Origin of the sequence: Paenibacillus sp. TC-CSREp1 (assembly GCF_050171015.1) — a bacterium.
In the GTDB taxonomy this organism is placed as follows: Bacteria; Bacillota; Bacilli; order Paenibacillales; family Paenibacillaceae; genus Paenibacillus; species Paenibacillus silvae.
Genome location: NZ_JBNOKM010000001.1, coordinates 27,114 through 54,054, shown reverse-complemented (window position 1 = coordinate 54,054; position 26,941 = coordinate 27,114). Strand labels below are relative to the sequence as shown.

The following is a 26,941-nucleotide window of genomic DNA, read 5'->3' as shown; positions in this document are numbered from 1 at the left end:
AACGAAGACCTATAGGCATAAGAAAGGCTAATCGATGTTAATCTCGGTTAGTTTTTTTTGTTTCGTTTACAGGTTATACGTTACTCACCTGGTGTTGATTAGCGAGAAGCTGTACGAAGGAGTACAGCTCCTGTACAGCATGCATCTCTTTTGTTATGATGTAACGGATTAATTTGGTTTACAAAAATACTTTGTAAACCTCTTTAGAAGAGACGGGGTGGAGCAGCATTGGACAAGAAGAAAAAAGTAACGATGCAGGAAATTGCGGACCGGGTTGGTGTATCCAAATACGCAGTATCAAAGGCGTTATCCGGCAAGGCGGGCATCAGTGCGGCAACTCGTGAACGAATTTTCGAGGTGGCCTCGAATCTGGGGTATTTGGATCAACAGCTAACAAAACGCACGATGGCCCCCAAGACGCAGACAGAGGAAGAAGAACGCATGATCGGAATACTCTTTCCGGATATCCGTAGTCAGAATCGTGACTCCTTTTATTGGGGGCGTGTGCTTGAAGGGGTGTTTCGTGGTCTGGAAGGACATGGGATCTCATCGGTACTGATTACAGACGACAGTCCTCAAAACTTTAACAAGCTCATGCGACCAGAGGCATTACTGGGTATAATCGGAATCGGGTTGATTGAGACAGCCATGCTGGTTGAGTTGCGTTCACTTGGTATTCCTTTTGTGATCATAGATCACGAGGATGAACTGGTCGCTTCAGATACGGTGTTCATGAACAATTACGATATCTATCGTAAGCTGACGAAATTTCTGATAGGTAAGGGCCATCGACATATTCAGTTTGTAGGAGACTGGGCATATGCTCGTAGTTTTGCCGATCGTTGGAGTGGATTTAAGGCGATACTTGATGAAAACGGCATACCGTATATGCCGCACAAAGAACTGTTACAGATCCGACCGTCGCATCATGAGGACAATCTGGAGCTGATTCGCATAGCGATGCAACAGTTGATTGAGAATTCTTCCACTACCGCGATTATATGCGCTAACGACAAGGTGGCTTCTTTATGCATGAATGAATTGGAGAAGAAAGGTAAACGAATTCCTGCCGACATCTCGGTGGTCGCTTTTGACAATGATCCTGAAGTTCATGCGCAATACCCGGAATTATGTACTGTAAACGCAGAGACAGAGGTGCTTGGGATTCAGGCGGTTGAAATTATGCAATGGAGGCTGAAGCATATCTCCATGCCTTATGAGAAGCGTCTCATTCAAGGTGAATTAATCATCAAAGGCAGCATTGGCAGTCTGGTCTAAAAAAACAACCATTATGAGGTTATCCATTACATGGTGAATGTAAAGGATAGCCTATTTGGTATGGGGTGAATGTCTATCACATAAGAGATATGCATTTTATTTATCTATGTAAACGCTTAAAGTAAACCAATATAAATTTAGTAAACATAATAATATTAACAAATTAGTTGACAGTATACTTATGAAATGACTATGATGGACTCAGATACAGCGTTTCACGCTGACAGACTACAATGGAAACGGGGTAATGCTATGTTCGGCAAAAAGCGGGGAATCGGCTGGATCTACCATCAGAATGTGGCTGGGTATGTATTTATCTCGCCTTGGCTGATTGGTTTTCTGTTATTAACGCTGTGGCCGATTCTGCAATCGTTCTATCTCTCGTTCACAGACTATTCTCTTTTGGATTCGCCAACATGGGTAGGCCCGCGCAACTATAGCGAAATTTTACAATCTGACAAATTATTTTTGAAATCGCTTACAGTTACGTTTGCATTTGTGCTATTAGCGGTACCGATTAAGCTTTTCTTCTCGCTTATGGTTGCGATTTTGCTGAACAAGGATATCAAGGGTATGAATGTTTACCGCACAGCCATCTACTTTCCGTCCTTAATTGGGGGGAGCATTGCGGTGTCCGCTTTATGGCGGAACATGTTCGGCATGGATGGTTACATTAACCACGTGCTTGGCTGGTTCGGTATTACGGGAATCGGTTGGATATCCAATCCGAATACAGCACTGGGAACTCTGATTTTGCTGAATGCCTGGCAATTTGGATCAACTATGGTCATTTTTCTAGCTGGATTGAAGCAAATCCCTAAAGATCTATATGAATCGGCCTCTGTGGATGGAGCCAGCAGTATTCGGAAGTTTTTCTCGATTACGATTCCGATGCTCTCTCCGGTGATGTTCTTTAATCTTGTACTAGGCATCATTAACTCATTCCAGATGTTCACGTCGGCTTTTGTCATTACCGCTGGAGGTCCGGCGAATTCCACGTACATGTATGTGTTGTTCCTCTACGACAAGGCGTTCAAGCAGTTTCAGATGGGTTATGCTTCAGCGCTGGCATGGATTCTGCTTGTCATTATCGGTGTCTTTACAGCACTGAATTTCATTGTATCGAAATACTGGGTGTTCTATGAATCCGAAGGAGGTAAATCAAAATGATAACTAGCAATCGGAAGACCTGGAAGGCACATTTTATTCTGATTCCATTTTCCCTGCTTATGATTTACCCGGTGTTATGGTGGATTGGAGCCTCCTTCAAAAGCACGATGGAACTTTCCTCACCGTCATTATGGCCAACGACCTGGTTATGGGAGAACTATAGCAATGGCTGGAGCTTTACGTCTGACTTTACGTTTGCCCGTTTTTTTGCCAATACACTAATGATGGAGTTTTGGAATGTATTGGGTGGTGTTGTAACAGCGGCTCTCGTGGGTTATGGGTTCGGGCGATTGAATTTCCGGTTTCGTAACTTCTGGTTCTCGGTGCTGCTTCTCACGATGATGCTGCCTTCACAAGTAACCGTTGTGCCTCAATATATTTTGTTTAACAAACTTGGTTTGGTTGATAGTTATGTTCCGCTTATATTGCCCCATTATTTCGGGGGCGGCGCATTCTTCATATTTCTGATTGTGCAGTTCATTCGTGGCATTCCACGTGAACTGGATGAAGCGGCGCAGATTGATGGCGCCTCCGTTTACGGTATTTTCTTCCGTATTATTGCTCCGCTAATCAAGCCCGCACTCGTGACCGTAGCGATTTTCACCTTTTTATGGAGCTGGGACGACTTTTTCTCGCAGCTGCTATACCTCAATTCGGTAGAAAAGTTTACGGTAGGGCTTGGACTTCGGATGTTCATTGATCAGTTTGAGGTGCAGTGGGGTCAATTGCTCGCGATGTCATTACTGTCCGTTATTCCTTCGGCAATCGTCTTTTTTGTAGCTCAAAAGCATTTCGTGGAAGGCATTGCGACAACAGGGATCAAAGGTTGATTTTTGATGACAGGTAACACATAACTTCACATACAAGGGAGGTCATTCAATGATGATCAAAGGTAAACGTTGGCTGAAAACGTTGACGATGGGTGTGCTGGCTGCAGTAATGGTGACCGGCTGTGCAGGAGGTTCCAATTCGGGCGCAAGTGAAGGCCAGGGCTCCGGCACACTCAAAATGATGTGGTGGGGCTCGGATGCTCGGCATGAAGCGACCAAAAAAGCAATCGAACTGTACACATCGAAACATACGGATGTCAAACTCACAACGGAATTTACATCTTGGGATGGATATTGGCAGAAGCTTCCCACCCTTGCCGCCTCGTCCTCACTCCCGGATATTTTGCAGATGGATGCGGCATATATTCATGGTTATGCCAAGAGGGGGCAACTGGCAGATTTGTCCGATCTGGACTTGAGTGGCATTGTGGATGAGAAGGTGCTGGAGAACATCAAGATTGATGGCAAGCTGTATGGAGTGCCTTTGAGCTACAATGGTGCGGGTTTGGTCTATGACAAAGTGACACTTGAGCAATACGGGATCAAATTACCTTTTAACAACTGGACGTGGGATGATTTTTTTGCTTATGCCAAAGAAGCACGAAGCAAGCTGCCAAAGGATAAATATCCAATCGACGACCTGCGCAACATTTGGGAATTCTATCAATTTTATCAGACTGCCAAAGGCAAAGGACCCATTTTTCAGGATGGAAAATTCAATCTGGATCAAGACACCTTTTTCGAATTTAACAACACCTATGCCGAATTTCAAAAAGAAGGCGTTGTACCGCCAGCAGATCAACAGCTAGCTTTTAAAGAAAATGACCCGCAACTCGATTCCCTGGGTTCTGGCAAAGTCATGCTTCGTACAGCATCGGTTGGCTCGGCGAGTGCGATTGAAGCACTTAAACCAGGTCAACTGGCAGTGAACAGCAATCCAATCGGCGAAAGCGGAGGTGGCTGGGCCCAGTCAACGATTTTCTTCTCTATAAGCGCGAATTCCAAAAATGTGGAGCAGGCGAAGGAATTTATCAAATGGTTCATATCTGACCCGGAAGCAGGCAAAATTTTGGGGATGACACGTGGTATTCCGATTAATGATGAAGTGTACGCGTCCCTTGAGACAAATCTTACGGATGGAGAACGTTTCGGGAAAGAATTGCTGGATGTGGCCAAACCGAAGGCTTTACCTTTCTATCCTGCGCCTCCTGGTGCTGAAGATTTTACGGCTACGTATAAGTCCGAGATGGAGAGTGTTATGTTTGGTAAAGTGACCTTGGATGCAGCTTATGATGTGTTGGTGGAGAAAGGTAAACAGGCTGAGGCCAAAATGAAATAAATCTTATTATATAGACATTAAATGATATAAATGGAGGCAGAAACCATGCTATTAAGTGATCATTGGAGAATTCAGCAATATGAGGTGGGCGAGAAACCGCCGCTAACCATTGCTGATGCAGATTTGGATGATCGTTTCTGGATCAGCGCGAGTGTGCCTGGAGATGTACATTCGACTCTGATTGAACGCAAGCTGATAGATCATCCGTATTATGGGCATAACGATATCCATTCGCGCTGGGTAGAGCAGAAGGAGTGGTGGTACCGCACACGCTTTCAGATGGATGCCGATCCAGCAAAACAAGAGCGCTGGGAATTAATTTTCGAAGGGTTAGATACACATGCTACGGTTTATGTGAACGGTCTTGAGATGGGTACAGCCAGCAATATGCACCGAACATATGTGTATGATGTTTCCCGTGTTATACATCAAGGCCAAAATACAATTGCTGTCCGATTTGATCCACTCTATCTTCATCACAGGGATAAAGCACTGATGCAGTGGTCGTCATACACGAAGGAGCGCCCATGGATTCGAAAGGCAGCGATGAATTACGGTTGGGACTGGGGGCCGCGCATTGTAACCGTTGGAATCTGGGGCAAGGTGAGACTGGAGCGTCATGTGCAAGCCAAGTTCGAGGGCGTATATGCGTATACGAAGCACTGTGACGACCAGCAGGCCAATATTAACGTTGAGCTTGAAGCGAAAAAGTATCGCGGGTGTGGTCATCTGACCTATCTTGCTTGTTTACTTGATGCGGATCAGCAGGTTGTGGCTGAAGCGGAAGGTGAACTGCAAGGTGGAAAGGCCGGATTCAATCTGCAAGTATCACAGCCACAATTATGGTGGACGCATGATCTGGGCAAGCCTTACCTCTATCAACTGGAAACCGTACTGCTTGCAGACGGAGTGGAGGTAGATCGGAGAGAGCAGCGAATTGGAATCCGAACGGTAGAGCTGGTACTGGAAGATGAGCAGGGAGAGCCTGCATTTGCTTTTCATATTAACGGTGTGAAGCTGTTCGCCAAAGGTTCAAACTGGATTCCGGTCGATAATCTGATTGGAGCCGCTCCTGACTCCCGATATAAACATCTGATCATGTTGGGCGTAGAAGCTAATATGAACATGCTGCGAATCTGGGCAGGAGGCATTTATGAAAAAGACGTCTTCTACGATCTTTGTGATGAGCTCGGTTTACTGGTGTGGCAGGACTTTGCGTTTGCCAATGCGCTTTTCCCTGATTATAATGCTGATTTTGTGGAAAATGTTCGGCAGGAAGCCATCTGCAATATTCAAAGATTGCGTAATCATGCTTCGCTCGCGTTATGGTGCGGCAATAACGAAATTGACTGGCTGTACGATATGAAATCGTCATCTGGCGAAATCACGACACCATTTTACGGTGAAACGATTTATCATGAGATTCTACCAGAGTTGTTGGAACAGCTTGACCCTGCACGTCCATACTGGCCTTCGTCTCCTTATGGCGGGAATGATGCGAATGATCCGAATCATGGAGATCGTCACAACTGGCAAGTGTGGCATGGTTCCGTCTATCCACGTAAATTTGGCGAGGTGCCTTTGCTAGATTATAGTGTGGAGGGTGTCACGTTCAAAAACTATAAAAAAGATTTCACATTATTCAGCAGTGAATTTGGTATGCATGCCTCTGCTACGAAATATACGTTGGAGCGAAACATTCCAGAGGATCAATTCTATTGGGGAAGCGTAGAGATGGCTTATCGCAACAAGGATACGAACCATCAGAAGGGCATCTTACTTATGGAAGGGTTCACAGGAGTACCTCAGGATCTGGATGAGTATATCCAGTTTTCGATGCTTACTCAGGCTGAGGGATTGAAGTATGGAATTGAGCACTATCGGCGCAACAAAACGCGTACAAGTGGCTCCTTAATCTGGCAGCACGGCGACAGTTGGCCTGGAACCAGTTGGTCATTAATCGATTATGAGCTGCTACCAAAAGCATCCTATTATTATGCACGTAAATTTTATCATCCATTACTATTAAGTTTAAACCATGAACCTGATGAGTTATTAGAGGTGTGGGTGATTAATGATCAATTAACTTCGCTGAGTGGTCAGGTCATCATGGAGGTTTTTGATATGCAGGGTCATTCCATTCATCGTATGGAGCTGCACACCGAGGTAGAGGCCAATGGTGTAGTGAAGCTGGGAGAATGGGACGAAAAGCAGGTGTTGCAAGGTTTGCCTCCAGAACAAGCGGTGTTGAAGTTATCTGCGCCTGCCTGGGACTGCCCGGATAACGTATATTATTTACGTGATGCAAAGGATGTACAGCTTAGTCCAAGCATCATTCGAGCTTCATATAATGAAGAAACTGGGCAATTGCTTGTGCAAGCAACTGAAGCGGTAGCCCGAATGGTTCAGATTTCGATCCCGCAAGGTAATGTGCGCATGAGTGATAACTGCTTTGATCTGCTTGCAGGGGAGCAGCGAACTGTTGATATACGTCAAGCGGACGGGGAAGCGCTAGATTACCAACATATTATCGTAGCCGCATTAAATGCGGAAAAGGTCGCCGTTACAGTGACAAGATGATTAAGATGTAACTTATATTTATGTAAGTTAAGACATATAGCCAAAGCCGGAAGCATGAACGATGCTTTCCTGTTTTGGCTTTTTGGCATGGAGAAGAAGTGACGTCTCTTAATTTTACAGTCCAAAAGAAATGATAGATTTCAGCGTCATAAAATGAATGTACAGGCATAAACTTGAGATATGAACAAACGTCAGAGATGAAAAATAAGATGAATGACAAAGTTGGAGGAGCCGACACATGAAAGTGAAATGGAGGGACCTTTTTCCGGAACCGATCCGAACCATCTTAGGCAGAATGCCACCTGCCCAATTGGACAAAGTGGAAGAAGTCCGCATCCGGGAAGGCAGACCCCTGGAGATTAATGCGGGAAACACCTACCATTTTCTTACCGCAGAAGGTGCGATGACGGGTAAACCGGAAGAGGCGTATATTCCCCAGAAGGAAGTAACTCATAAACTGCTTGATCTCATAAGTAATCATTCCCTGTATACCTTGGAAGAAGAGCTGCGAAAAGGCTTCATCACGATTCCCGGCGGGCATCGAATTGGACTTGCCGGTCGAACGGTGCTGAGTGGAGGGCGTGTGGAATATTTACGGGATATTAACGGATTCAACGTTCGGGTAGCCCGAGAAGTCGAAGGCATCGCTGACCCGATTCTTCCTTATCTGGTGGATTTGAATAGCGGACAAGTGCTGCATACGTTGATCTTGTCTCCACCTCAGCAGGGAAAGACAACATTGCTTCGTGATCTGGCAAGACAGATCAGCAGCGGTACAAAGCTGACGTCCGGTAATGAACTGAGACAAGGGATACGCCCGAGACTAAAGGTCTGCATCGTGGATGAACGCTCTGAAATCGCAGGGAGTTACAAGGGAGTCCCCGGATTTGATGTCGGACCGCGGACAGATGTCATGGATGGATGCCCGAAGGCAGAAGGCATGATGATGATGCTTCGCTCAATGTCGCCGGATGTTCTCATTGTGGACGAGATTGGCCGGCCGGAGGATGCCGAAGCTGTGATGGAGGCTCTGCATGCAGGTGTTTCCGTCATCGCAACTGCACACGGCCGGGATCTGGCAGAACTGTCGGCCAGACCTGCACTGAGAACGTTGATATCCGAGCAGATGTTTCAGCGGTATGTGCTGCTGCAACGGACGAGCCGGGGCATGAGCTTCAAGCTGGCTGACGGCAAGATGCGGGGGCTGCAGCATGCCGGAGCAGGAGGTGAAGCCTTTGGTTAACATGTTTGGTGCAGTGCTGATTATGATCGCCAGCTCGCTTGCAGGCTTTTATAAGGCCAGACAATATGCATTGCGCCCAAGGCAGCTTCGAGAATTGATAGCCGCACTCCAGCGTTTGATGACAGAAATTAATTATGGCCTAACGCCGCTTCCAGACGCGATGAGCAAGATGGGTGCGCAGACGAAAGAACCGGTGAAGACTCTGTTTATGCACGCCGCTTCACAGATGGAACCTCCGCTCGGGCTCACGGCCAGAGAGAGCCTTCAAGCTGGTGTGGAGCAGGCGTGGGGAAGATCGGCTATGAAGTCAGACGAGCGTGAAGTCATGATGCAATTGAGCTTCAGCCTTGGCACCAGTGATCGTCAGGATCAGACCAAACACATTTCATTAGCTATACAGCAACTTATGCATGAGGAATCCCGCGCACAGGCCGATCAAGTGAAATACGAACGGATGAGCCGCAGCCTGGGGATGCTTGTCGGAGCGTTAATCGTCATTCTGATCTTCTGAAATAGCCGGGATAGCGAGGTGCCAAGGTCATGAATTTAGAAGTGAACGCAATCTTTCAAATTGCGGGCATTGGAATCATTATCGCGATGATTCATACGGTGCTGAAACAAATGGGAAAGGAAGATATGGCTCACTGGGTGACCGTCATCGGATTTGTCGTTGTATTATTTATGGTCGTCCGTATGCTGGACAGCCTGCTGCAAGAGATTAAATCCATATTTCTTTTTCAATGAGAACGGTCATGAAGCCGAATGGTGGTGACCCGTGGAGATTATTCAAGTTGTTGGTCTGGCACTCATTGCAACCGTACTGATTCTTGTCATCAAGGAACAAAAGCCGATGTTTGCCTTTCTGATTGCGGCGGCAGCCGGTGTGGTCATTTTCATGCTGCTGATTGGCAAGATTGGAGCCGTTATCGAAGTGCTCAAGCGTCTAGCCGAAAATTCGGGCATGGAGAGCATCTATCTCAAAACGGTTCTGAAAATTATAGGCATTGCTTACATTGCTGAATTTGGCGCCCAGATTGTCAGGGACGCGGGTCAGGAAAGCATTGCATCCAAAATTGAGCTGGCTGGCAAGGTGTTGATTCTCGTACTGGCGATTCCAATCATCAGCATTATTATTGAAACCGTCATGAAACTGATGCCGGTGTAGAAAGGGCGTGCGAGCAACCGATGAAATCTCTGCATGACAAGCCGCGCTGGCACCTCATGATGGTGATGATGATTTGTTTGATGTTTGGCATGATCGGGCAGATCACAGCCAGTGCACCTTCGAACGAGTGGATGCAGCAGCAGGCCGATCAGCTTCCGAAGGATCAGGTGGAGAAATACTGGGATCAGCTTATGAAGCAATACGGCGGTTTTTTTCCAGAAGGCAAGACCCCATCTTTCATGGACATGCTGATACCCGGGAATGAGGGATTCAGTCTAAAAGCGGTATTTTCTGCGATTGGAAAATTTATGCTTCATGAAGTTTTATATAACGGCAAACTTTTGGTCACGATTGTCATGTTAACGGTGCTTAGCATGATTCTGGAGACGCTGCAGACGGCCTTTGAGAAAAATAATATTAGCAAAATCGCTTATGCGATCTGTTATATGGTCATTATTATCATTGCGATCAACAGCTTCAGCGTTGCGATCGGTTATGCCAAAGAAGCCATATCCAGCATGATCAACTTTATGATGGCCATGGTCCCGCTTTTATTCACACTATTGGCCTCTATGGGAAATGTCGTTACTGTATCCGTAACCCACCCGCTGATCATATTTATGATCCATATGGTAAGCACGCTCATTCACTTGCTGGTTTTCCCGCTTCTCTTTTTCTCAGCCGTGCTGCATCTGGTGAGCTCAATCTCAGACAAGTACAAGCTGACACAGATGGCGGATCTGCTGCGCAACATCAGCGTAGCCCTGCTGGGTATTCTGCTTACGATGTTTCTTGGTGTGATTTCAGTACAAGGAGCATCGGGGTCTGTTGCAGATGGCGTCAGCTTAAAGGCGGCCAAATACATTGCTGGAAACTTCGTGCCTGTGGTCGGCAGAACCTTTGCAGATGCAACAGATACGGTCATAACGGCATCATTGCTGGTCAAAAATGCGATTGGGCTGACAGGTGTCATTATTATTTTGTTTCTGTGTGCTTTTCCGGCAATCAAAATACTGGCGCTGGCCTTAATCTACAACGTGACCGGAGCCATTATGCAGCCGCTTGGAGATACACCCATTGTGGAGTGCCTGCAAGCCATTGGCAAAAGCATGATCTACGTCTTCGCCGCACTGGCGGCGGTTGGAATGATGTTTTTTCTCGCAATTACCATTTTACTGACCGCAGGTAATCTGACCGTCATGATGCGATAAATGATTGCAGACAGAGAAAGGAGCTGGTGAGGATGGGGTGGCTGAGCAGCTGGCTGCAGGACCTGATCATGATCGTTTTGTTAGCGACATTTGTAGACATGCTGCTTCCAAATCGTTCCATGGAGCGTTACGTCAAGCTTGTGCTGAGCCTCCTTATTCTGCTAACCCTGCTGTCACCGATTACCAAATTGCTGCGGAGTGATCCGATAGGCGAGCTGAAACGAGCGATGTCTGCAATGGATGCACCGTCAGATGGTCAGGCAACACTGGAGCAGATTCTGGCGAAGGGAAGACAGATGCAGGCAAACGAGCAGCAGCAGTCTCTGCAATGGACGGCAAAGGAGCTGGCTAACGTTATGAAAGGACAGATTGAGAATACAACCGGGGCGAAGGTGCAGTCTGTCGAGGTGCAGCTGACGATGAAAAAACAAAGTACCGACGCGGAAATCGCTTCTTCGGTTGATCTGCCTGTCATTCAGCGTATCGTAGTACAGATGGCGGGGGTGGAGAAGAAGGAATCAGGCGAGACTGCACAGGTGGATCAGCCGATCCAGATTCAGCCGATAGAAATTTCCAAGGTGCAGGTGGAGTCACAAGATCAGTCTTCAAACAGTAACCCTACATCTACTCATCAAAGGTCGGAGTCAGCCACCAATCAAACGTCAGAGCCGGCTGCTGCACGCAACTCGGATGAAAGCAATGATACACAGTCAACCAGCGCTTCACGCTCTGAACATGCTGTCCAGATTATTACGCTGCTAACCGAGCAATGGAAGATTGATGCGAGTCAAGTGCAGGTGACGGAGGCCAAACATGCTGAAGTGCTGTAACAGCGCGGAGAAGGAGGGGAATCGATGAAACGGTGGTTCAAAAAGCTGGAAACCTGGATGGGCGGCGGGGAAAATGGAGCAAAGCGAAGCCAGACCTTCCGCTGGCTGATCATTCTTGGGCTGATCGGAGTAGGGATCATGCTGTTTAATTCTTTTGTCAACGTTAAAAAAATTGATTCCGAGAATATCGGCCGTGAGCCGCCTGAGCAGGCAACTTCAATGTCGACTATGCAGAATGATCTGCTGGAAGAGAATCCTTTTCAGGCCATCGAGATTGCTTTTGAAGACAAAATGAAAGGTATTCTGGAAAATATCGTTGGTGTAGGCACGGTTGATGTCATGGTTACCGTCGATTCCACGGAAGAACTGGTCGTTCAGCGAAACGTTAAAGATTCACAGCAGCTTACCGAGGAGACGGATGCCAATGGTGGGAAGCGCCATATGACGCAGTACACCCGGGACGGGGAGATTATTACGTATGAAATATCAGGGGATCAGACGCCGATCGTGACTAAAAAGCTGAAACCGCAAATACGTGGTGTGCTGGTGGTCGCTAGAGGTGCAGAGAACAAGGTGGTCAAGGATTTGATCACAGATGCTGTTGAAAAAGGTTTGAATGTTGCGGCCTACCGGATTTCGGTTGTTCCGCGCAAACAGGATTGAAATCATTCATCTATGAGTTGCAAGACAGAAGCTCGATCCGCCAGAATCAACCCTATTTTGAGGAGGATGTTCTAAATGAATAACAAACGTCAAACAATATGGCTTGTCTCCATGCTGAGTCTGATGGTTATTTTGTCCGCATACTATCTCTTTACTGAAGATTCAGGGCCTGTAAATCCACCCGTGGCTGACAGCCAGCAAGTGGATGGCATGAAGCAAGGGGAAGCGAAAGAGACAGCTGGAATTATGGACCCTACAGAAGGACTTGTCATCAACGAGGTTGTGAATGGCGGACAGGTTACTGATGATGCTGGGGCAGCAGATCCGGCTGATAACGCGGCGAGTGCAGAGGGAAAGGAATCAGGGAATACGGAGAAAGCACCAGCAGGAGAGCAGGGGGCTGCTGAAGGGGAGAGCGGCAAAAAATCGGAAGCAACTGAGGAAAAAGGCACGACTGCGACACCTGAAACAGAAGGTAAAACTGAGGGCAACGCGGCCAAGACGGATGAGGAAGTACTCAAAGAGATGGAACAGCAAAATACGGCAGTATCGGCCAGCAGTCAATTCCAGAATTATCAGTGGCAGCGTGAGGAAAGCAACAATCGCAAGTATGAGGAACTGGCGACGGTGGCGGGTGATTTAAGCAAAACACCAGAGGAAAATGCAAAAGCAACAGAGCAAATTCGGGCACTTGAAGATAAGCAGGCCAAAATTACAGGTATCGAGGAAACCTTGTCCCAGCAGTATGCCAATGCCATCGTGCAGGAGGAGGCTGACAAGTACAAAGTGGTCGTGTTAAGTGACAAGCTGGACGTAAAACAAGCGGTTTCGATCGTTGATCTGGTCATGAAAGAACTGTCTGTATCGCAAAATAAAATCAGTGTGCAATATGTCACGGAACAATAATCAGTAATGTGATAAGGGCACCGGGAGCTCGTTCGACTCTCGGGCTCTTTCCATTTTTAATGATTATGATATAATACATAAAGCCATATGACCGTCCTCGTGAGACTGGCATGATGCCGAAGGAGTGAATAATGGAAATGTTTAAATTGAGCGAAATTAAAGAATTGATTAAATTGGTGGATGAAAGTTCCGTTCAGGAATTGGAAATTGAAAATGAAGGATCACGTCTGTCGATCCGTAAGCCAGGCAAAACGGAGGTTGTGCAAGCTGCTGCAATCCAGCCGCAAGTGATCGCTGCTCCGCAGCAACAGGTACAGCCTGCAGCAGTTGTGAGCGAGGCTGCTCCGCAAGTTGATACAACAAGTCATTTACATAAAATTGTATCTCCGATGGTGGGTACGTTTTACAGAGCCTCTTCACCGGAAGCAGGTCCTTTTGTAAGCGTGGGTGATAAAGTTGTTGAGAAAACAACGGTATGCATCATCGAGGCGATGAAGCTGATGAACGAGCTTGATGCTGACATCAAGGGACAAATCGTTGAAGTGCTGGTTGAGAATGGACAGCTTGTCGAATATGGACAACCTCTGTTCCTGGTAAAACCGGAATAACCTGTTATAACAGGCGAACAGCAGCCGCATGAGCTTCGAAGGAGGACAATAACCAAATGAAATTTCATAAAATATTGATTGCCAATCGCGGAGAGATTGCTGTACGAATTATTCGTGCGTGCCGCGAACTCGGTATATCGACAGTAGCTGTCTACTCGGAAGCAGATAAGGATTCCCTGCATGTCCGTCTGGCAGATGAGGCTTACTGTATCGGACCAACGCTGTCCAAGGACAGTTATCTTAATTTCACAAACCTGATGAGTGTAGCTACGTTAACGGAATGTGATGCCATCCATCCGGGTTACGGCTTTTTGGCAGAGAATGCTGACTTTGCAGAAATCTGTGGTTCCTGCAACATTACATTTATCGGTCCATCACCGGAAGCGATCACAAAGATGGGGGACAAGGCGGTTGCGAAGCAGACGATGAAGGATGCAGGCGTACCTGTTATCCCTGGTTCGGATGGTCTCGTTGAAACAACGGAAGAAGCAATTATGATCGGCCGTGATATCGGTTATCCTGTTATTATCAAAGCTACCGCAGGTGGCGGAGGTAAAGGCATTCGTATTGCTGAAGACGAGGAAGAACTGGTGAAACAGATCACGGCTGCTCAGCAGGAAGCTCAGAAGGCATTCGGCAATGCCGGTGTATATCTGGAGAAATTCCTGACAGGCATGAAACACGTCGAGATTCAAATCATGGCCGACAAACATGGCAATGCCGTGCATCTTGGCGAACGTGACTGCTCGGTTCAGCGCCGTCGTCAGAAGCTCGTGGAAGAAGCGCCATGCCCTGTGCTGAATGAGGAAGTGCGTACACTGATGGGAGAAGCAGCTGTCCGTGCGGCGCTTGCTGTGAATTATTCCGGAGCGGGTACGCTGGAATTCCTGCTCAGTCCAACTGGAGAGTTCTACTTCATGGAGATGAATACACGTATTCAGGTGGAACACCCTGTAACCGAGATGGTAACGGGCGTTGACCTGATCCGTGAAATGATCTCTGTGGCAGAAGGCAATCCGCTTTCTTTCCGTCAGGAAGACGTTGTTATCAATGGCTGGTCGATTGAGTGCCGGGTTAATGCGGAGGATCCTGAGCGTAATTTCATGCCTTCACCTGGTAAAATCGGATTCTATCTTGCGCCAGGCGGTCCTGGTGTTCGTGTGGATAGTGCGGCATATCCAGGGTATACGATCTCGCCTTTCTATGACTCCATGATTGCGAAGCTGATCGTATGGGGAGCAACCAGAGAAGAGGCTATTGCCAAGATGAAGCGTGCACTGGCAGAGTTTGCGATCGAAGGCATCTCCACCACGATTCCGTTCCATCAAAAACTGCTGGATCATCCAACGTTTATTCGCGGAGATTTCGATATTAAATTTCTTGAGGAAAACGAGATTTAACAGTCATATTGGGCTTGTTTGTCATAAACCAGCTCAAATGATATAGTATGTAATAATAAGAGCGCATGTCTCCTGCACAGGATAAGCCCGCATTCGCGGAAGGCTGCAGGAGTTCCGGTAAAGCCGGACCGGAAGGGTTCTGGAACTGATGAATATGAACCGGCGCCCTGACGGATGGCCGCAAACTTATCTCGCGAAAGGTGTGTTAAACATTTATGAGTACACTACCGACTGAATTTGAACGTACGGATATCGGTGAAATCCAGATCGCACCTGAAGTTATTGAAGTGATCGCTGGACTCGCAACAGTGGAAGTGAAAGGTGTTGCAGGCATGAGCGGTGGATTCGCTGGCGGATTCGCGGAGCTGCTGGGCCGTAAAAACCTGTCCAAAGGGGTTAAGGTTGAAGTAGGTCAACGCGAAGCCGCAGTCGATGTTTCCGTAATTATCGAATATGGATATCGTCTGCCGCAGGTTGCAACTGAAATTCAACAAAACGTGAAGCGCTCCATTGAAAATATGACGGGTCTTAACGTGAATGAAGTGAATGTACATATTCATGACGTTCAGTTCAAGAACCCTGAAAAAGTGGAAGAAGTTGACCTGAACCCGCAGCGTGTAAAATAAAAAGAGACAGATTCCCCCGGCACCCTTGCCGGGGGTTATCCCGTCTTGGACAGGTCTTGGATTCTGCTTTGGCTGGACAAGGCTATGCTTGTCATACCCTTTAGCAGGTTTAGCAATGTGAGTGAGCAAGGGAGGCTGTGCAGTTCGTGGCTAAAATACTGGATCGGCTTCTGTTGTTTATATACAGCATAAGCGTAGGAGCAATATCGGCAGCGGTCATTTTACTGATTAGCGGTGTGCTGCCATACGAATTGAATTATCAGCAGGAACAAAACGTGATTGTGGCCTCGATTGTCGCAGCAGCGATTTTGTTTGTCCTGAGTTTGCGCTTTTTCTACATCTCGATTCGGCGTGAGCGTGGCTCGCTGCCGTCTGTGGATCAGCGTACCGAGTTCGGGGATGTGCAAATTTCGATGGAGACGATTGAGAACCTCTGTTTAAAGGCAACTACCCGTTTCCGTGGCGTACGTGACGTCAAAGCGCGTATTCGCGTGGTGGAGTCAGGACTGGAGATCAAGATTCGGGCCGTTGTGGATGGTGAGACACCTATTCCAGCGCTGACAACGGATCTGCAAAAGGCGATACACGATCATGTGCAAGAGATTACGGGCATTCCGGTTTCTTTTGTCACCGTGTATATTGCTAATGTAACCCAGTCGCCTAACTACAAGAGTCGCGTGGAATGAGGTGAGTTTCACTGATGTTGTGGAAAGAGATTTGGGATAATTACAAGGGCCGCATTCTTGGCGTTGCTTTTGGTATTTTGTTAGGATTCCTTTATGTTTGGATCGGTTTTTGGGATATGTTGTTCTTTGCACTCTTGGTGTTCATCGGTTATACGTTTGGCAGACGAAGCGATGCGAAGCTGGGCTCGTTTATTCCCTGGGGGGAATTGCGGCAATGGCTTGGGGATCGCTGGCGTCCGTTCAAATAACCTGTCTGAGCCCTGCAATATGTTTCTTCCGAAAATAGAACTTTAGTTTGAGTTGCCCGATTTTCGGTGGAAACGTTTTGCAGGTTTTTTTGTGAGAAAAGAACGCAAGTAGAAGCGAAGTACCATGGGTATCCTTTGAATAGGTAGCTAATGGTGCCTTGTATTTAAAATAAGCATGATGACGCTCTGAGAGGAGCGCTGCAGGAGGCAGGACATGAAAAGACGTTTGGCTAGGGAAATCGCAGTACAAAGTCTGTACCAGATGGAAATGAATGAAGTGAGTGCAGCTGAAGCGGTGAATATGCTCATCAATGAAGCGGCTGAAGAGAATGAAACGGAAGTTGTTATTCGTGATGAAGATGTGATGCGCAGTTACGTTACCGAGATGGTACAGGGCACATGGAGTCACAAGGAAGCCATTGACGGTTTGCTGGTTGATTATTTGAAAGGCTGGCAGCTCAGCCGTTTGTCGCGTGTAGATCGTCAAATTTTGCGTTTGTCTGCATACGAGATGGTATTCCGTGATGACGTTCCAGCGAAAGTTTCCGTCAACGAGGCGATTGAACTGTCCAAGTATTTTGGTACGGACGAGTCAGGCAAGTTTGTTAATGGTGTGCTGGGCCGTATGATTCAGGAAGTAGACAGCATCAAGCAAAAATTATCCTGACCAGCGTTCGGAACAGAACAGGCAGGCCAGCTTTCTTTTGAGATTACATCCAGATCGTTTTATCTAATATATGTTCATATAGGGGAGAGAGTACAATGACAGCATCTATTATTAACGGCAAAGAAGTATCCCAAGAGCTCCGCGCAAGCATGACGGCAGAAGTGAAACGGCTTAGCGAACAGGGGGTAGTACCTGGTCTGGCCGTTGTGCTCGTTGGTGAAGATCCGGCATCTCAGGTGTATGTTCGTAACAAGGAAAAAGCATGTCATGACCTCGGTTTTTATTCCGAAGTGCATCGTTTGGATGCGAGCACGTCTCAAGCGGAGTTGCTTGCTCTGGTGGACAAGCTTAACAAACAGCAATCCATTAATGGGATTCTGGTGCAGCTCCCGCTCCCGGGACACATTGAGGAAAAGGCAGTCATTGATGCGATCGCTGTAGAGAAAGATGTAGACGGCTTCCACCCTGTTAATGTTGGTAATCTGGTCATCGGTGATGACAGCTTGTTGCCATGCACTCCGGCTGGTGTGATCGAACTGATCAAACGCACTGGAATTGAAATGTCTGGTAAACATGCGGTCGTAATCGGTCGCAGCAACATTGTCGGCAAGCCGGTATCTCTGCTCCTGCAGCGTGAAAATGCGACGGTAACGATGTGTCATTCCCGTACAGCCAACATGAAAGAGATTACACGTCAGGCAGACATTCTTGTTGTCGCTATCGGTCGTGCGAACTTTGTTGACGCAGAATACGTTAAACCGGGTGCAGTAGTCATTGATGTCGGTATGAATCGGTTGGATAATGGAAAACTCGCAGGTGATGTAGACTTTGAAAGTGTTAAAGAGGTCTCTGGCCCAATTACACCTGTCCCTGGCGGCGTTGGCCCAATGACGATTACGATGCTGATGCAGAACACGCTGATCGCGGCCAAACGCGCTCACGGACTGGCTTAGGTATTTGTCTGTGGCAGAGCAGAAAATCTATTCAATTAAGGACCTGAACCGTTATATTCGAATGAAGCTGGAATCGGATCAGGTTCTGTCGGACGTCTGGCTGCGCGGAGAGATCTCCAATTTCACGCATCACTCCAGCGGCCACATGTATTTTACGTTGAAGGATAAGGAAAGCCGAATCAAATCGATTATGTTTGCTTCTCATAATCAGCGATTGCCCTTTGTACCGAAGGAGGGTGCAAGGGTTATTGCTCGTGGTAATGTTTCGGTATATGAACGGGATGGTCAGTACCAGTTCTACGCCACACATATGCAGCCGGATGGCATAGGCAGTCTGTATCTGGCTTATGAGCAGCTGAAAAAAAAGCTGGATGAGGAAGGGCTTTTTTCTGCCGCTCGTAAAAGACCTATTCCGCGCTACCCGCAAACGATCGGTGTTGTCACTTCGCCTACAGGTGCGGCTGTACGTGATATCATGATTACACTCCAGCGGAGATACCCGTCTGCCAGAGTGGTGTTATACCCCGTGCTTGTTCAAGGAAAGGGCGCCGCACCTTCCATTGTCAAAGCGATTCAGAACTTAAACTTTATGAAGGAAGCAGATGTGCTGATTGTAGGGCGGGGAGGCGGATCACTGGAGGAGCTGTGGGCATTCAACGAAGAGATGGTTGCTCGCGCCATCGCTGCTTCTGCCATTCCGGTCATCTCGGCAGTCGGGCATGAAACGGACTTCACCATTGCAGACTTTGCCGCGGATTTACGCGCTGCGACACCAACGGCGGCAGCGGAGCTCGCTGTACCGAATCGGGCAGAACTGCTGGAACAGATCGCTCAGAGACAGCGGCAACTGCAAAATAGTCTAAAGCAGCGTGCTGTATATCATAGGGAACGGCTGACTCGCTTGCAGCGCTCTCCAGTGCTGGTGCATCCGCGCAGGACGTTAATGCAGCACACAGAGCGTCTCGATATGCTGCAGCAGCGCTTGCAGCGCAGTGTGGATACACGCATGAGGTGGACCGTGGAGAAGCAGGAACGCCTGCGTGCAGCGCTACAGCGTTTTAATCCTCGGGAACAGGTGAATTCAGCGCGTCGTGATCATGCGGCAGCTCGCAAACAGCTTGAACTGGCGATGAGATCGATCACACGCAGCAAGCAGCAGCAATGGAAATCATCCGTTCGGCATCTTGATGCACTTAGCCCTTTAAAAGTAATGTCTCGCGGTTATAGTCTTGTGTATGACGAGCATGAGCAGCGATTGATCAAATCTTTAAAAGATGTGCAGCCGGGAGATTCGGTTAAGATTAAATTAGCGGACGGGCAGCTCGACTGTCAGGTTTGGGGAATGAAGGAGGACGACAACATCCATGGCAAATGAACCGGAACTGAATTTTGAAGAGGCAATGGCAGCGTTGGAAGACATCGTGGGTCAGTTGGAGCATGGGGATGTTCCTCTTGAGCAGGCAATTGATCTGTTTCAGCGTGGGATGAAACTGTCCCAGTTGTGTGGTCTGAAGCTCGAACAAGTGGAACGCAAGATCGAGATGATCGTAGAAGAAGATGGGGAGCTTCGCAAGAAGCCTTTTGGTACGGCGGATGATGAGAGCGGTGAGCTTCATGAGTAACCGTGTTTCATTCGATGAATATCTTAAGGAGATTACTGGTGAGGTTACCGAGGCGCTACAGCATATTGTTCCCGAGCACTGGGATGTGCCGCGTTCGCTGACGGAAGCGATGCAGTATTCTTTGATGGCCGGAGGCAAACGCCTTCGTCCTCTTCTGGTCGTTGCTGCGGCGGAAGCCTTCGGTGCGGAGCGTAAAGCTGCGATGCCGGCAGCCTGCGCCGTGGAGATGGTTCATACGTATTCCTTGATCCACGATGACCTGCCTGCTATGGATAATGATGACTATCGCAGGGGAAAATTAACGAATCACAAAGTTTTTGGTGAGGCAACAGCTATTCTTGCAGGAGATGCTCTGTTGACGCATGCTTTTTACAGTATTGTTCAGGCGGGGCGTCAAAGCGGAGTGAGAGCAGATGCTTTATTGTCCATTGTAGAGGACCTGGCAGAGCTTGCGGGAGCCAGAGGTATGGTCGGTGGTCAGGTGGCCGATATGGAAGGCGAGCAGGGCATGACCGATTTGTCGCAGCTCCAGTACATTCATTTGCATAAAACAGGAGACCTGATTGTCTTTTCACTCCTTGCAGGCGCACGGATCGGCGGGGCAACAGAAGGTCAGCTTGAAGCGCTGCGAGTGTTTGGACGTGACCTCGGCCTGGCATTCCAGATTCAGGATGATATTCTTGATCTGACGGGTGATGAGCAGAAGATGGGCAAAAAAACACAAAGTGACGTGAATCAGCAGAAGGTTACCTACCCGTACTTTATTGGCATGGAAGCCTCTATTGCAGAAGTGAAGTCGCTCACACAATCAGCCAAGGATGCTCTTGAACGTGCGGAACTGCCTGATGCTTCAAGGTTAATGGAGATTGCTGATTACTTGATGAGTCGTGATCATTAATTCGTGACAATAGCATGAATGTTACTGATTCAATGAGAAATGCTTGGTGTAATGAATGTAATGGCCTTTTCATGCCAGCCAGTAAAAGCCTCTTTTCTCATAGTTCAAGGATACATAATTCAGAGCTTCGCATATGAATCGGTAGCGGGTAGCTCCTGATCGGACGCAAGGCCGTAAATTATGATTCTTGTTTTTTTATGGTATAATGATTGAATGTTATTGAAAATTTAATTACGTTATATCGCTGAAATACAACAAATAAACAAACATTCTAGGAAAGCGGGGAGATTCTCGTGCTGCTTCCACAAATTAAACAACCCAGTGATCTAAAGGCAATGTCCCATGATGATCTTGCCCTTTTGTCGGCAGAGATTCGACAGTTTCTCATTGAGAAGCTGTCAGTTACAGGCGGGCATCTTGCACCAAATTTAGGAGTGGTTGAGCTCACGGTGGCCCTGCACTACTGCTATAATAGTCCGAAGGACAAAATGATTTTTGACGTAGGGCATCAGGCTTATGTGCATAAGGTGTTAACGGGTCGGATGGATCGCTTTGACACGCTTCGCCAGCACAATGGATTATGCGGATTTGTCAAACGGAACGAAAGTGAGCATGACGTATGGGAAGCTGGTCACAGCAGCACTTCATTGTCTGCCGCTATGGGCATGGCTCTTGCTCGTGATCTGAAGGGTGAAGATAATCAGGTTATTCCCATTATTGGTGACGGTGCACTGACCGGGGGCATGGCGTTTGAAGCGCTTAATCATATCGGTCATGAGCAGCGTAAACTGATGGTTGTGTTGAATGATAACGAAATGTCCATTGCGCCGAACGTAGGTGCAATGCATAAATACTTGAGTAAAATTCGTTCCGATCGTCATTATTTGAAGGCCAAAGATGATGTTGAGGGCATGCTCAAAAAAATTCCTGCCATTGGCGATCGTCTGGCCAAGTCGGCAAGCTGGATCAAAGATAGCGTCAAATATATGATGGTTCCCGGTGTGCTTTTTGAAGAACTGGGGTTCAAATATTTGGGACCGATTGACGGACATGACATTCCTCAATTAATTGAGGCGTTCAAACAGGCCGATAATGTGGACGGTCCAGTGCTGGTGCATGTGCTAACGACCAAAGGGAAAGGTTATCAGCCTGCCGAGGCAGATTCCCATAAGTGGCATGGCATATCGCCTTACAAAATTGAATCGGGTCAAGTGCTGAAAGCGGTTGGCAAGCCTATGTATACCGAGATATTCGGGCAAACGCTGATTGAGCTTGCCAAAGAGGATCAACGGATTGTTGCAGTTACACCTGCAATGCCTACAGGCTCGGGTCTTATTCCATTCAGCAAAGCTTACCCGGATCGAATGATTGATGTTGGTATTGCCGAGCAGCATGCAGCAACGATGTGTGCGGCGCTCGCGATGGAAGGCTTGAAGCCGGTCTATGCGGTATACTCCACATTTATGCAGCGGGCGTATGACCAGATTGTGCACGACATCTGCCGTCATAATGCCAATGTTATATTTGCCATCGACCGTGCCGGCTTTGTTGGACCGGATGGTGAGACACATCAGGGGGTATACGATGTTGCGTTCATGCGCCACATTCCGAATATCGTACTGATGATGCCAAAAGATGAGAATGAATTGCGCCATATGATGAAAACAGCGCTTGATTATAATGAAGGTCCGATTGCTTACCGCTATCCACGTAACAATGTGGTTGGTGTACCAATGGACGAGGTGCTTGTGCCTATTCCGATTGGTACGTGGGAACAGCTGCGTCCTGCTGAAGGTTACGCCATCATTGCTTCAGGCTCAATGGTGCAGCTCGCCGAGGAAGCAGCGGAAGTAATTAAACGTGAAGGCATCAACGCTGGTGTAGTCAACGCACGCTTCCTGAAACCGCTGGATGAGCAGATGCTCCGTGATCTCGCTGTGCGGGGCACAAAGTTAATTGTGCTTGAGGAAACTTCCCAAGCGGGCAGTATGGGCAGTGCGGTATTGGAATTCTATGCGGAGCAAGGAATACATGATGTGCAGGTGCATCTGATGGGCATTCCGGATCGATTTATCGAGCATGGAAGCATCAAGGAGCAGCGTGAGGAAGTTGGACTTACCGTCGAGAATGTGTGTAATGAGCTTCGGAAAATGGTCGTACAATCATCGTACGGAATGTCCAAAACACGCTTTCCATCTTGATTGCAGTTTAAAATGAAAAGAATGATAGGAGAAATACATGTCACTCCCGAAAGAACGAATAGATGTGCTGCTGGTGGAGCAGGGCTATTACGAAAGCCGTGAGAAGGCAAAAGCTGCAATTATGGCGGGTCTTGTATATGCCAATAACGAGCCGATTGAAAAAGCGGGTATGAAAATTCCAAGGGATGCAGAGCTGAAAGTCAAAGGCTCGGTGCATCCTTATGTAGGCCGTGGCGGTCTAAAGCTCGAAAAAGCGATCCGTCACTTCGGTCTGGATATGAATCAGCTCGTGATGCTGGATATCGGCTCCTCCACTGGCGGTTTTACAGATTGTGCTCTTCAGCATGGTGCATCCCACGTTTATGCTATTGATGTCGGGTACAATCAGCTGGACTGGTCCTTACGAAACGACGAGCGGGTCACGGTGATGGAACGGACGAACTTCCGTTACGTTACCCCTGAGGATTTGCTTGGACCTGTGCCAAACTTTGCCAGCATTGATGTATCCTTCATTTCCTTGCGGATTATTCTCCCGCCGCTGTTAGCACTGCTGGAGAAACCGGCAGATATTGTGGCATTAATCAAACCGCAATTCGAAGCTGGGAGAGACAAGGTAGGGAAATCCGGGGTTGTTCGTGATTGGAAGGTGCACAAGGATGTATTGCAAACGATGCTTCATTTTGCCAGTCAGCTCGGTTTAACCCTGAAAGGGCTCACGTTCTCTCCCATTACAGGCGGTGAGGGTAACATTGAATTTCTCGCACATTGGCGACTGGAAGCACCAGAGGCCGCACAACCAGAGAACGACAAGGCTTCACTTGAACTTGATGCACTTGCGGAGCAGGTAGCCAAGGAAGCGGCACATACTTTCACGGGAAACTCATCATAGGATGAGTTTCTTTTCGCTGGAAAGATGTTTCAGGATAAAGGAAAATTGCGGTTTGATCTCGAATATGTTTTCGAGGTGAGCGGTGATGAACGGGCAATACGACACAATTGTAATTGGTGTATTTGCTGTCTGTTTGATCGTATGGTTAGTTTTTGGACTGCGCAGCTGGGTGAATCGTCCCATTCCGGTAAGTTTGGCGGAGCTGCAGCTGAATGAACATATTCAGCCTTCTCCTGCACTGGAACTGCTTGAAGAGAATGGGTATGACGTCATTGGTGGCAAAATGAAGGTTCCTTTAGCTTTTGAAGCGGATGAGTCCGTATTATACAGCAGGCTGTTCATTGATTATGTTGCAGAGCGTGAGGATGCCAGATATTTAGTAAAAACATCTCGCCGCAGACTTCCGCTTGAACTTAGCGGACCTTCGGTTAGGGACCGTTTCCTTTCTTATCTGCTCTTATATCCTGGATGTGAAGGTTTACTGTACGTGGACCTTGAAAATTCCGATATTATTGTTATCAGGCTTATGGATTATCAGGAAGACGTGTATGATGGAGAAGATATGGATTAATATATAATAAGCTTGAAAATAGGATGCTCGAAATATGACATAGGACAGCTTGCGGTGATGGAATGCCGCTTGATTGCAATACATTTTACTGGAGGCATGTATGAAAGGACAACGACATATCAAAATTCGTGAGATTATTAGTCAAAATGAAATAGAAACCCAGGATGATCTGGTTGAAGCGCTGCGTCAATCGGGTTTTCAGGTTACACAGGCGACGGTATCAAGGGATATTAAGGAACTGCTGTTGATCAAAATCCCGATGGATGACGGACGATACAAATACTCATTACCGACGGATCAGCGTTATAATCCAATTCAAAAGCTCAAGCGTGCACTGGTGGATAATTTCCTGCATATTGATCACACGAACAATCTTGTGGTGATGAAATGTTTGCCGGGAACCGCGAACTCGATTGCTGCACTGCTGGATAATATTGAGTGGACTGAAGTGATGGGCACAATCTGTGGTGATGATACCATTCTGATCATCTGCCGTACAGAGGAGAACAGCGTCACGGTCATTGAACGGATCATGGGATATATTGCTTAATTCAGCCGGAGGTGTTTTTGCAGATGTTAGTTACGTTATCCATTCGCAATCTTGCCGTGGTGGAGGAAGTGGATGTTGTCTTTCATCCGGGATTTCATGTGTTGTCCGGGGAAACCGGTGCAGGTAAATCCATTATTATAGATGCTTTGGGGTTAATCGCGGGGGGACGAAGTTCGGCCGATCTGATTCGGTACGGATGTGATAAAGCAGAGATGGAAGCGCTGTTTGAGATGGAGCCTACACATCCAGTGTGGAGCACGCTGGAGCAGCTTGGCATTCATTGTGAGCCAGAGGAGCATCTCGTCATTCGACGCGAATTAAATACGCAGGGCAAGAGCACGTCACGCATTAATGGACAGCTGGTGAATCTGACGATGCTGCGGGAAGTGGGCGAGAAGCTGATCAACATTCATGGACAGCATGAGCATCAGAGCTTGCTGCGTGCAGAAAGCCACCTCGGGTTACTGGATACCTATGGCTCCGAGGTGATTGGTCCGGTCAAGGCGAAGTATCAGGAGCGCTACAGCAAATTTATCGCCGCAGAGAAGGAACTGCGGGCACTTCAAGAATCCAGCCAGCGGGCATATCAGCTACTGGATATGTACCGTTTTCAGCTTGAAGAGATTGCCGCCGCCAGCCTTACCCGCGGAGAAGATGAATTACTCGGTGAAGAACGGGTCAAACTATCCCATAGCGAGAAAATGATGGACAGTGTTGTTGGTGCTTATGAACTGCTTAGTGGACAGAAGGGTTTGGAAGCAGTCAGTCTCGCTTTATCGCGTATTGAGGATATTTCAGGCTACGACAGTAAAGGTCTGCAACCGATTGTGGAGCAGTTGCAATCTGCTTTTTATCAACTGGAAGATGTGACGTTCCAGCTTCGGGACTATAGGGAACGAATCGAATTTAATCCGGGCAGGCTGGAGGAAGTGGAGCAGCGCTTGAACCTGATCTCTGGCCTGAGACGTAAATATGGCGATAGTGTTGAACTGATTTTGAACTATTATGAACAGATCAGCCATGAAACAGACCAGCTTGAAAACAAAGATGAACGTTTAGAGAAGCTGCGGTCCGAGCGGGATAAGCTGCTGGTGCTTGTGATGGAGTCTGCAGAAGAGCTCAGCAAGGTGCGCAAGCAATGTGCCGAGGAACTGGCTGCTCAAGTCGAGAGCGAACTCAAGGACTTGCAGATGGAGCGGACGTCACTGCGTGTTCAGATTGTACCGGCAGAGGATCCGAAAGGCATTGAATGGAATGGTCGCCGCATACGCTTTAGCCGCCAAGGTGCTGACAGTGCCGAGTTTCTGATCTCGCCCAACCCGGGTGAGCCTCTAAGACCTCTTGGCAAGATTGCTTCGGGCGGAGAGTTATCCAGAATTATGCTGGCTATGAAGAGCATTTTCGCTCGTCATGACCGGATTCCGGTCTTGATTTTTGATGAGGTGGATACAGGAGTCAGTGGACGGGCGGCTCAATCCATTGCGGAGAAGCTGCATCGTCTGTCCTCTACCTGTCAGGTGTTCTCCATCACACACTTGCCACAGGTGGCATGTATGGCGGATCATCAATATTTGATTGAAAAACATGTGTACGATGGCCGTACGATGACCCAAGTGGAATCGTTGTCGCAAGAAGGTCGAGTGAAGGAATTGGCACGTATGCTCGGTGGCGTGGAAATCACAGAAAAAACACTGCATCATGCACAGGAAATGCTGAATCTGGCGGAAGCCAAAAAAGGGTGAAACGGACGACTGGCGTAATGATTGACAGTAATAAAAGCCTGGGGGCAGGGTTATCTTATAGGTAC

At 47.7% G+C, this 26,941-nt stretch carries 28 protein-coding genes; all 28 read left to right on the top strand.

The genetic code is table 11. The annotated features are described in order from the left end of the window. The first annotated feature begins 228 nt into the window (after positions 1-228). The gene (locus tag ACQSGY_RS00280) at positions 229-1,278 is read left to right on the top strand and encodes a LacI family DNA-binding transcriptional regulator (RefSeq protein WP_427050248.1); all 1,050 of its coding nucleotides are present in this window, start codon (positions 229-231) and stop codon (positions 1,276-1,278) included. A gap of 252 nt (positions 1,279-1,530) precedes the next feature. Then, positions 1,531-2,448: a carbohydrate ABC transporter permease gene (locus tag ACQSGY_RS00275; RefSeq protein WP_427050247.1), complete on the top strand. Its 918-nt coding sequence runs from the start codon at positions 1,531-1,533 to the stop codon at positions 2,446-2,448. Continuing rightward, on the top strand, positions 2,445-3,278 hold the full coding sequence (locus tag ACQSGY_RS00270) for a carbohydrate ABC transporter permease (protein WP_427050246.1): 834 nt from the start codon (positions 2,445-2,447) through the stop codon (positions 3,276-3,278). Before ACQSGY_RS00275 ends, ACQSGY_RS00270 begins: the two co-directional genes overlap by 4 nt. Before the next feature lie 49 nt (positions 3,279-3,327). Beyond that, on the top strand, positions 3,328-4,617 hold the full coding sequence (locus ACQSGY_RS00265) for an ABC transporter substrate-binding protein (protein ID WP_427050245.1): 1,290 nt from the start codon (positions 3,328-3,330) through the stop codon (positions 4,615-4,617). A 45-nt stretch (positions 4,618-4,662) separates the two neighbouring features. Continuing rightward, positions 4,663-7,197: a beta-mannosidase gene (locus ACQSGY_RS00260; RefSeq protein ID WP_427050244.1), complete on the top strand. Its 2,535-nt coding sequence runs from the start codon at positions 4,663-4,665 to the stop codon at positions 7,195-7,197. Positions 7,198-7,435: 238 nt separating this feature from the next. Further along, entirely contained in the window at positions 7,436-8,440 is a 1,005-nt protein-coding gene (gene spoIIIAA, locus ACQSGY_RS00255) for a stage III sporulation protein AA (RefSeq protein ID WP_427050243.1), read from the top strand. Continuing rightward, positions 8,433-8,951: a stage III sporulation protein SpoIIIAB gene (gene spoIIIAB / locus ACQSGY_RS00250; protein WP_145403928.1), complete on the top strand. Its 519-nt coding sequence runs from the start codon at positions 8,433-8,435 to the stop codon at positions 8,949-8,951. The genes spoIIIAA and spoIIIAB overlap by 8 nt, the downstream gene beginning before the upstream one ends. Before the next feature lie 29 nt (positions 8,952-8,980). Further along, a complete protein-coding gene (gene spoIIIAC, locus ACQSGY_RS00245) occupies positions 8,981-9,184 on the top strand; it encodes a stage III sporulation protein AC (protein WP_017687585.1) in 204 nt (67 codons plus the stop codon). A gap of 31 nt (positions 9,185-9,215) precedes the next feature. Then, positions 9,216-9,605: a stage III sporulation protein AD gene (spoIIIAD, locus tag ACQSGY_RS00240; RefSeq protein WP_145403927.1), complete on the top strand. Its 390-nt coding sequence runs from the start codon at positions 9,216-9,218 to the stop codon at positions 9,603-9,605. Positions 9,606-9,661: 56 nt separating this feature from the next. Further along, positions 9,662-10,816, top strand: a complete 1,155-nt coding sequence (gene spoIIIAE / locus ACQSGY_RS00235; RefSeq protein WP_373288426.1) for a stage III sporulation protein AE — start codon at positions 9,662-9,664, stop codon at positions 10,814-10,816. Positions 10,817-10,848: 32 nt separating this feature from the next. Next, positions 10,849-11,646 carry a stage III sporulation protein AF gene (gene spoIIIAF, locus ACQSGY_RS00230; RefSeq protein WP_427050242.1) on the top strand — a complete coding sequence of 266 codons (798 nt, stop codon included), beginning with the start codon at positions 10,849-10,851 and terminating at the stop codon, positions 11,644-11,646. Positions 11,647-11,670: 24 nt separating this feature from the next. Then, positions 11,671-12,309 carry a stage III sporulation protein AG gene (gene spoIIIAG / locus ACQSGY_RS00225; RefSeq protein ID WP_184187894.1) on the top strand — a complete coding sequence of 213 codons (639 nt, stop codon included), beginning with the start codon at positions 11,671-11,673 and terminating at the stop codon, positions 12,307-12,309. Positions 12,310-12,384: 75 nt separating this feature from the next. Continuing rightward, positions 12,385-13,215 carry a SpoIIIAH-like family protein gene (locus ACQSGY_RS00220; protein ID WP_427050241.1) on the top strand — a complete coding sequence of 277 codons (831 nt, stop codon included), beginning with the start codon at positions 12,385-12,387 and terminating at the stop codon, positions 13,213-13,215. A gap of 137 nt (positions 13,216-13,352) precedes the next feature. Beyond that, complete coding sequence (gene accB, locus ACQSGY_RS00215) at positions 13,353-13,823, top strand: acetyl-CoA carboxylase biotin carboxyl carrier protein (RefSeq protein WP_216514855.1); 471 nt, start codon at positions 13,353-13,355, stop codon at positions 13,821-13,823. A 56-nt stretch (positions 13,824-13,879) separates the two neighbouring features. Continuing rightward, positions 13,880-15,223, top strand: coding sequence for an acetyl-CoA carboxylase biotin carboxylase subunit (gene accC / locus ACQSGY_RS00210; protein WP_111269652.1), 1,344 nt, complete (start codon positions 13,880-13,882; stop codon positions 15,221-15,223). A 215-nt stretch (positions 15,224-15,438) separates the two neighbouring features. Next, positions 15,439-15,849, top strand: coding sequence for an Asp23/Gls24 family envelope stress response protein (locus ACQSGY_RS00205; RefSeq protein ID WP_145403922.1), 411 nt, complete (start codon positions 15,439-15,441; stop codon positions 15,847-15,849). 146 nt (positions 15,850-15,995) lie between these two features. Then, on the top strand, positions 15,996-16,535 hold the full coding sequence (gene amaP / locus ACQSGY_RS00200; RefSeq protein ID WP_111269650.1) for an alkaline shock response membrane anchor protein AmaP: 540 nt from the start codon (positions 15,996-15,998) through the stop codon (positions 16,533-16,535). 14 nt (positions 16,536-16,549) lie between these two features. Further along, the gene (locus ACQSGY_RS00195) at positions 16,550-16,783 is read left to right on the top strand and encodes a DUF2273 domain-containing protein (protein WP_145403921.1); all 234 of its coding nucleotides are present in this window, start codon (positions 16,550-16,552) and stop codon (positions 16,781-16,783) included. Positions 16,784-16,997: 214 nt separating this feature from the next. Next, positions 16,998-17,450 (top strand): transcription antitermination factor NusB, encoded by a 453-nt coding sequence (gene nusB, locus ACQSGY_RS00190; RefSeq protein ID WP_145403920.1) that lies wholly within the window; start codon positions 16,998-17,000, stop codon positions 17,448-17,450. Positions 17,451-17,545: 95 nt separating this feature from the next. Next, on the top strand, positions 17,546-18,403 hold the full coding sequence (gene folD, locus ACQSGY_RS00185) for a bifunctional methylenetetrahydrofolate dehydrogenase/methenyltetrahydrofolate cyclohydrolase FolD (protein ID WP_427050240.1): 858 nt from the start codon (positions 17,546-17,548) through the stop codon (positions 18,401-18,403). A gap of 10 nt (positions 18,404-18,413) precedes the next feature. Next, positions 18,414-19,778 (top strand): exodeoxyribonuclease VII large subunit, encoded by a 1,365-nt coding sequence (xseA, locus tag ACQSGY_RS00180; RefSeq protein ID WP_427050239.1) that lies wholly within the window; start codon positions 18,414-18,416, stop codon positions 19,776-19,778. After that, on the top strand, positions 19,768-20,025 hold the full coding sequence (xseB, locus tag ACQSGY_RS00175; protein ID WP_111269645.1) for an exodeoxyribonuclease VII small subunit: 258 nt from the start codon (positions 19,768-19,770) through the stop codon (positions 20,023-20,025). The genes xseA and xseB overlap by 11 nt, the downstream gene beginning before the upstream one ends. Continuing rightward, on the top strand, positions 20,018-20,923 hold the full coding sequence (locus tag ACQSGY_RS00170) for a polyprenyl synthetase family protein (protein WP_427050238.1): 906 nt from the start codon (positions 20,018-20,020) through the stop codon (positions 20,921-20,923). The genes xseB and ACQSGY_RS00170 overlap by 8 nt, the downstream gene beginning before the upstream one ends. A 293-nt stretch (positions 20,924-21,216) precedes the next feature. Beyond that, the gene (gene dxs, locus ACQSGY_RS00165; protein ID WP_427050237.1) at positions 21,217-23,124 is read left to right on the top strand and encodes a 1-deoxy-D-xylulose-5-phosphate synthase; all 1,908 of its coding nucleotides are present in this window, start codon (positions 21,217-21,219) and stop codon (positions 23,122-23,124) included. A gap of 37 nt (positions 23,125-23,161) precedes the next feature. Beyond that, positions 23,162-24,013, top strand: coding sequence for a TlyA family RNA methyltransferase (locus ACQSGY_RS00160; RefSeq protein ID WP_145403917.1), 852 nt, complete (start codon positions 23,162-23,164; stop codon positions 24,011-24,013). Between the two features lie 85 nt (positions 24,014-24,098). After that, on the top strand, positions 24,099-24,584 hold the full coding sequence (locus ACQSGY_RS00155) for a hypothetical protein (RefSeq protein ID WP_427050236.1): 486 nt from the start codon (positions 24,099-24,101) through the stop codon (positions 24,582-24,584). Positions 24,585-24,684: 100 nt separating this feature from the next. After that, entirely contained in the window at positions 24,685-25,134 is a 450-nt protein-coding gene (gene ahrC / locus ACQSGY_RS00150; RefSeq protein ID WP_111269641.1) for a transcriptional regulator AhrC/ArgR, read from the top strand. A gap of 23 nt (positions 25,135-25,157) precedes the next feature. Then, complete coding sequence (recN, locus tag ACQSGY_RS00145) at positions 25,158-26,876, top strand: DNA repair protein RecN (RefSeq protein WP_184187873.1); 1,719 nt, start codon at positions 25,158-25,160, stop codon at positions 26,874-26,876. Positions 26,877-26,941: the final 65 nt, after the last annotated feature.

Bases quoted from the DNA above. Each gene is read 5' to 3' on its own strand.
- ACQSGY_RS00275 (WP_427050247.1), top strand. From the start codon at position 1,531: ATGTTCGGCAAAAAGCGGGGAATCGGCTGGATCTACCATCAGAATGTG.
- ACQSGY_RS00270 (WP_427050246.1), top strand. From the start codon at position 2,445: ATGATAACTAGCAATCGGAAGACCTGGAAGGCACATTTTATTCTGATT.
- ACQSGY_RS00265 (WP_427050245.1), top strand. From the start codon at position 3,328: ATGATGATCAAAGGTAAACGTTGGCTGAAAACGTTGACGATGGGTGTG.
- ACQSGY_RS00260 (WP_427050244.1), top strand. From the start codon at position 4,663: ATGCTATTAAGTGATCATTGGAGAATTCAGCAATATGAGGTGGGCGAG.
- spoIIIAA (WP_427050243.1), top strand. From the start codon at position 7,436: ATGAAAGTGAAATGGAGGGACCTTTTTCCGGAACCGATCCGAACCATC.
- spoIIIAC (WP_017687585.1), top strand. From the start codon at position 8,981: ATGAATTTAGAAGTGAACGCAATCTTTCAAATTGCGGGCATTGGAATC.
- spoIIIAE (WP_373288426.1), top strand. From the start codon at position 9,662: ATGATGGTGATGATGATTTGTTTGATGTTTGGCATGATCGGGCAGATC.
- spoIIIAF (WP_427050242.1), top strand. From the start codon at position 10,849: ATGGGGTGGCTGAGCAGCTGGCTGCAGGACCTGATCATGATCGTTTTG.
- spoIIIAG (WP_184187894.1), top strand. From the start codon at position 11,671: ATGAAACGGTGGTTCAAAAAGCTGGAAACCTGGATGGGCGGCGGGGAA.
- ACQSGY_RS00220 (WP_427050241.1), top strand. From the start codon at position 12,385: ATGAATAACAAACGTCAAACAATATGGCTTGTCTCCATGCTGAGTCTG.
- accB (WP_216514855.1), top strand. From the start codon at position 13,353: ATGTTTAAATTGAGCGAAATTAAAGAATTGATTAAATTGGTGGATGAA.
- accC (WP_111269652.1), top strand. From the start codon at position 13,880: ATGAAATTTCATAAAATATTGATTGCCAATCGCGGAGAGATTGCTGTA.
- ACQSGY_RS00205 (WP_145403922.1), top strand. From the start codon at position 15,439: ATGAGTACACTACCGACTGAATTTGAACGTACGGATATCGGTGAAATC.
- ACQSGY_RS00195 (WP_145403921.1), top strand. From the start codon at position 16,550: ATGTTGTGGAAAGAGATTTGGGATAATTACAAGGGCCGCATTCTTGGC.
- nusB (WP_145403920.1), top strand. From the start codon at position 16,998: ATGAAAAGACGTTTGGCTAGGGAAATCGCAGTACAAAGTCTGTACCAG.
- folD (WP_427050240.1), top strand. From the start codon at position 17,546: ATGACAGCATCTATTATTAACGGCAAAGAAGTATCCCAAGAGCTCCGC.
- xseB (WP_111269645.1), top strand. From the start codon at position 19,768: ATGGCAAATGAACCGGAACTGAATTTTGAAGAGGCAATGGCAGCGTTG.
- ACQSGY_RS00170 (WP_427050238.1), top strand. From the start codon at position 20,018: ATGAGTAACCGTGTTTCATTCGATGAATATCTTAAGGAGATTACTGGT.
- ACQSGY_RS00160 (WP_145403917.1), top strand. From the start codon at position 23,162: ATGTCACTCCCGAAAGAACGAATAGATGTGCTGCTGGTGGAGCAGGGC.
- ACQSGY_RS00155 (WP_427050236.1), top strand. From the start codon at position 24,099: ATGAACGGGCAATACGACACAATTGTAATTGGTGTATTTGCTGTCTGT.
- ahrC (WP_111269641.1), top strand. From the start codon at position 24,685: ATGAAAGGACAACGACATATCAAAATTCGTGAGATTATTAGTCAAAAT.
- recN (WP_184187873.1), top strand. From the start codon at position 25,158: ATGTTAGTTACGTTATCCATTCGCAATCTTGCCGTGGTGGAGGAAGTG.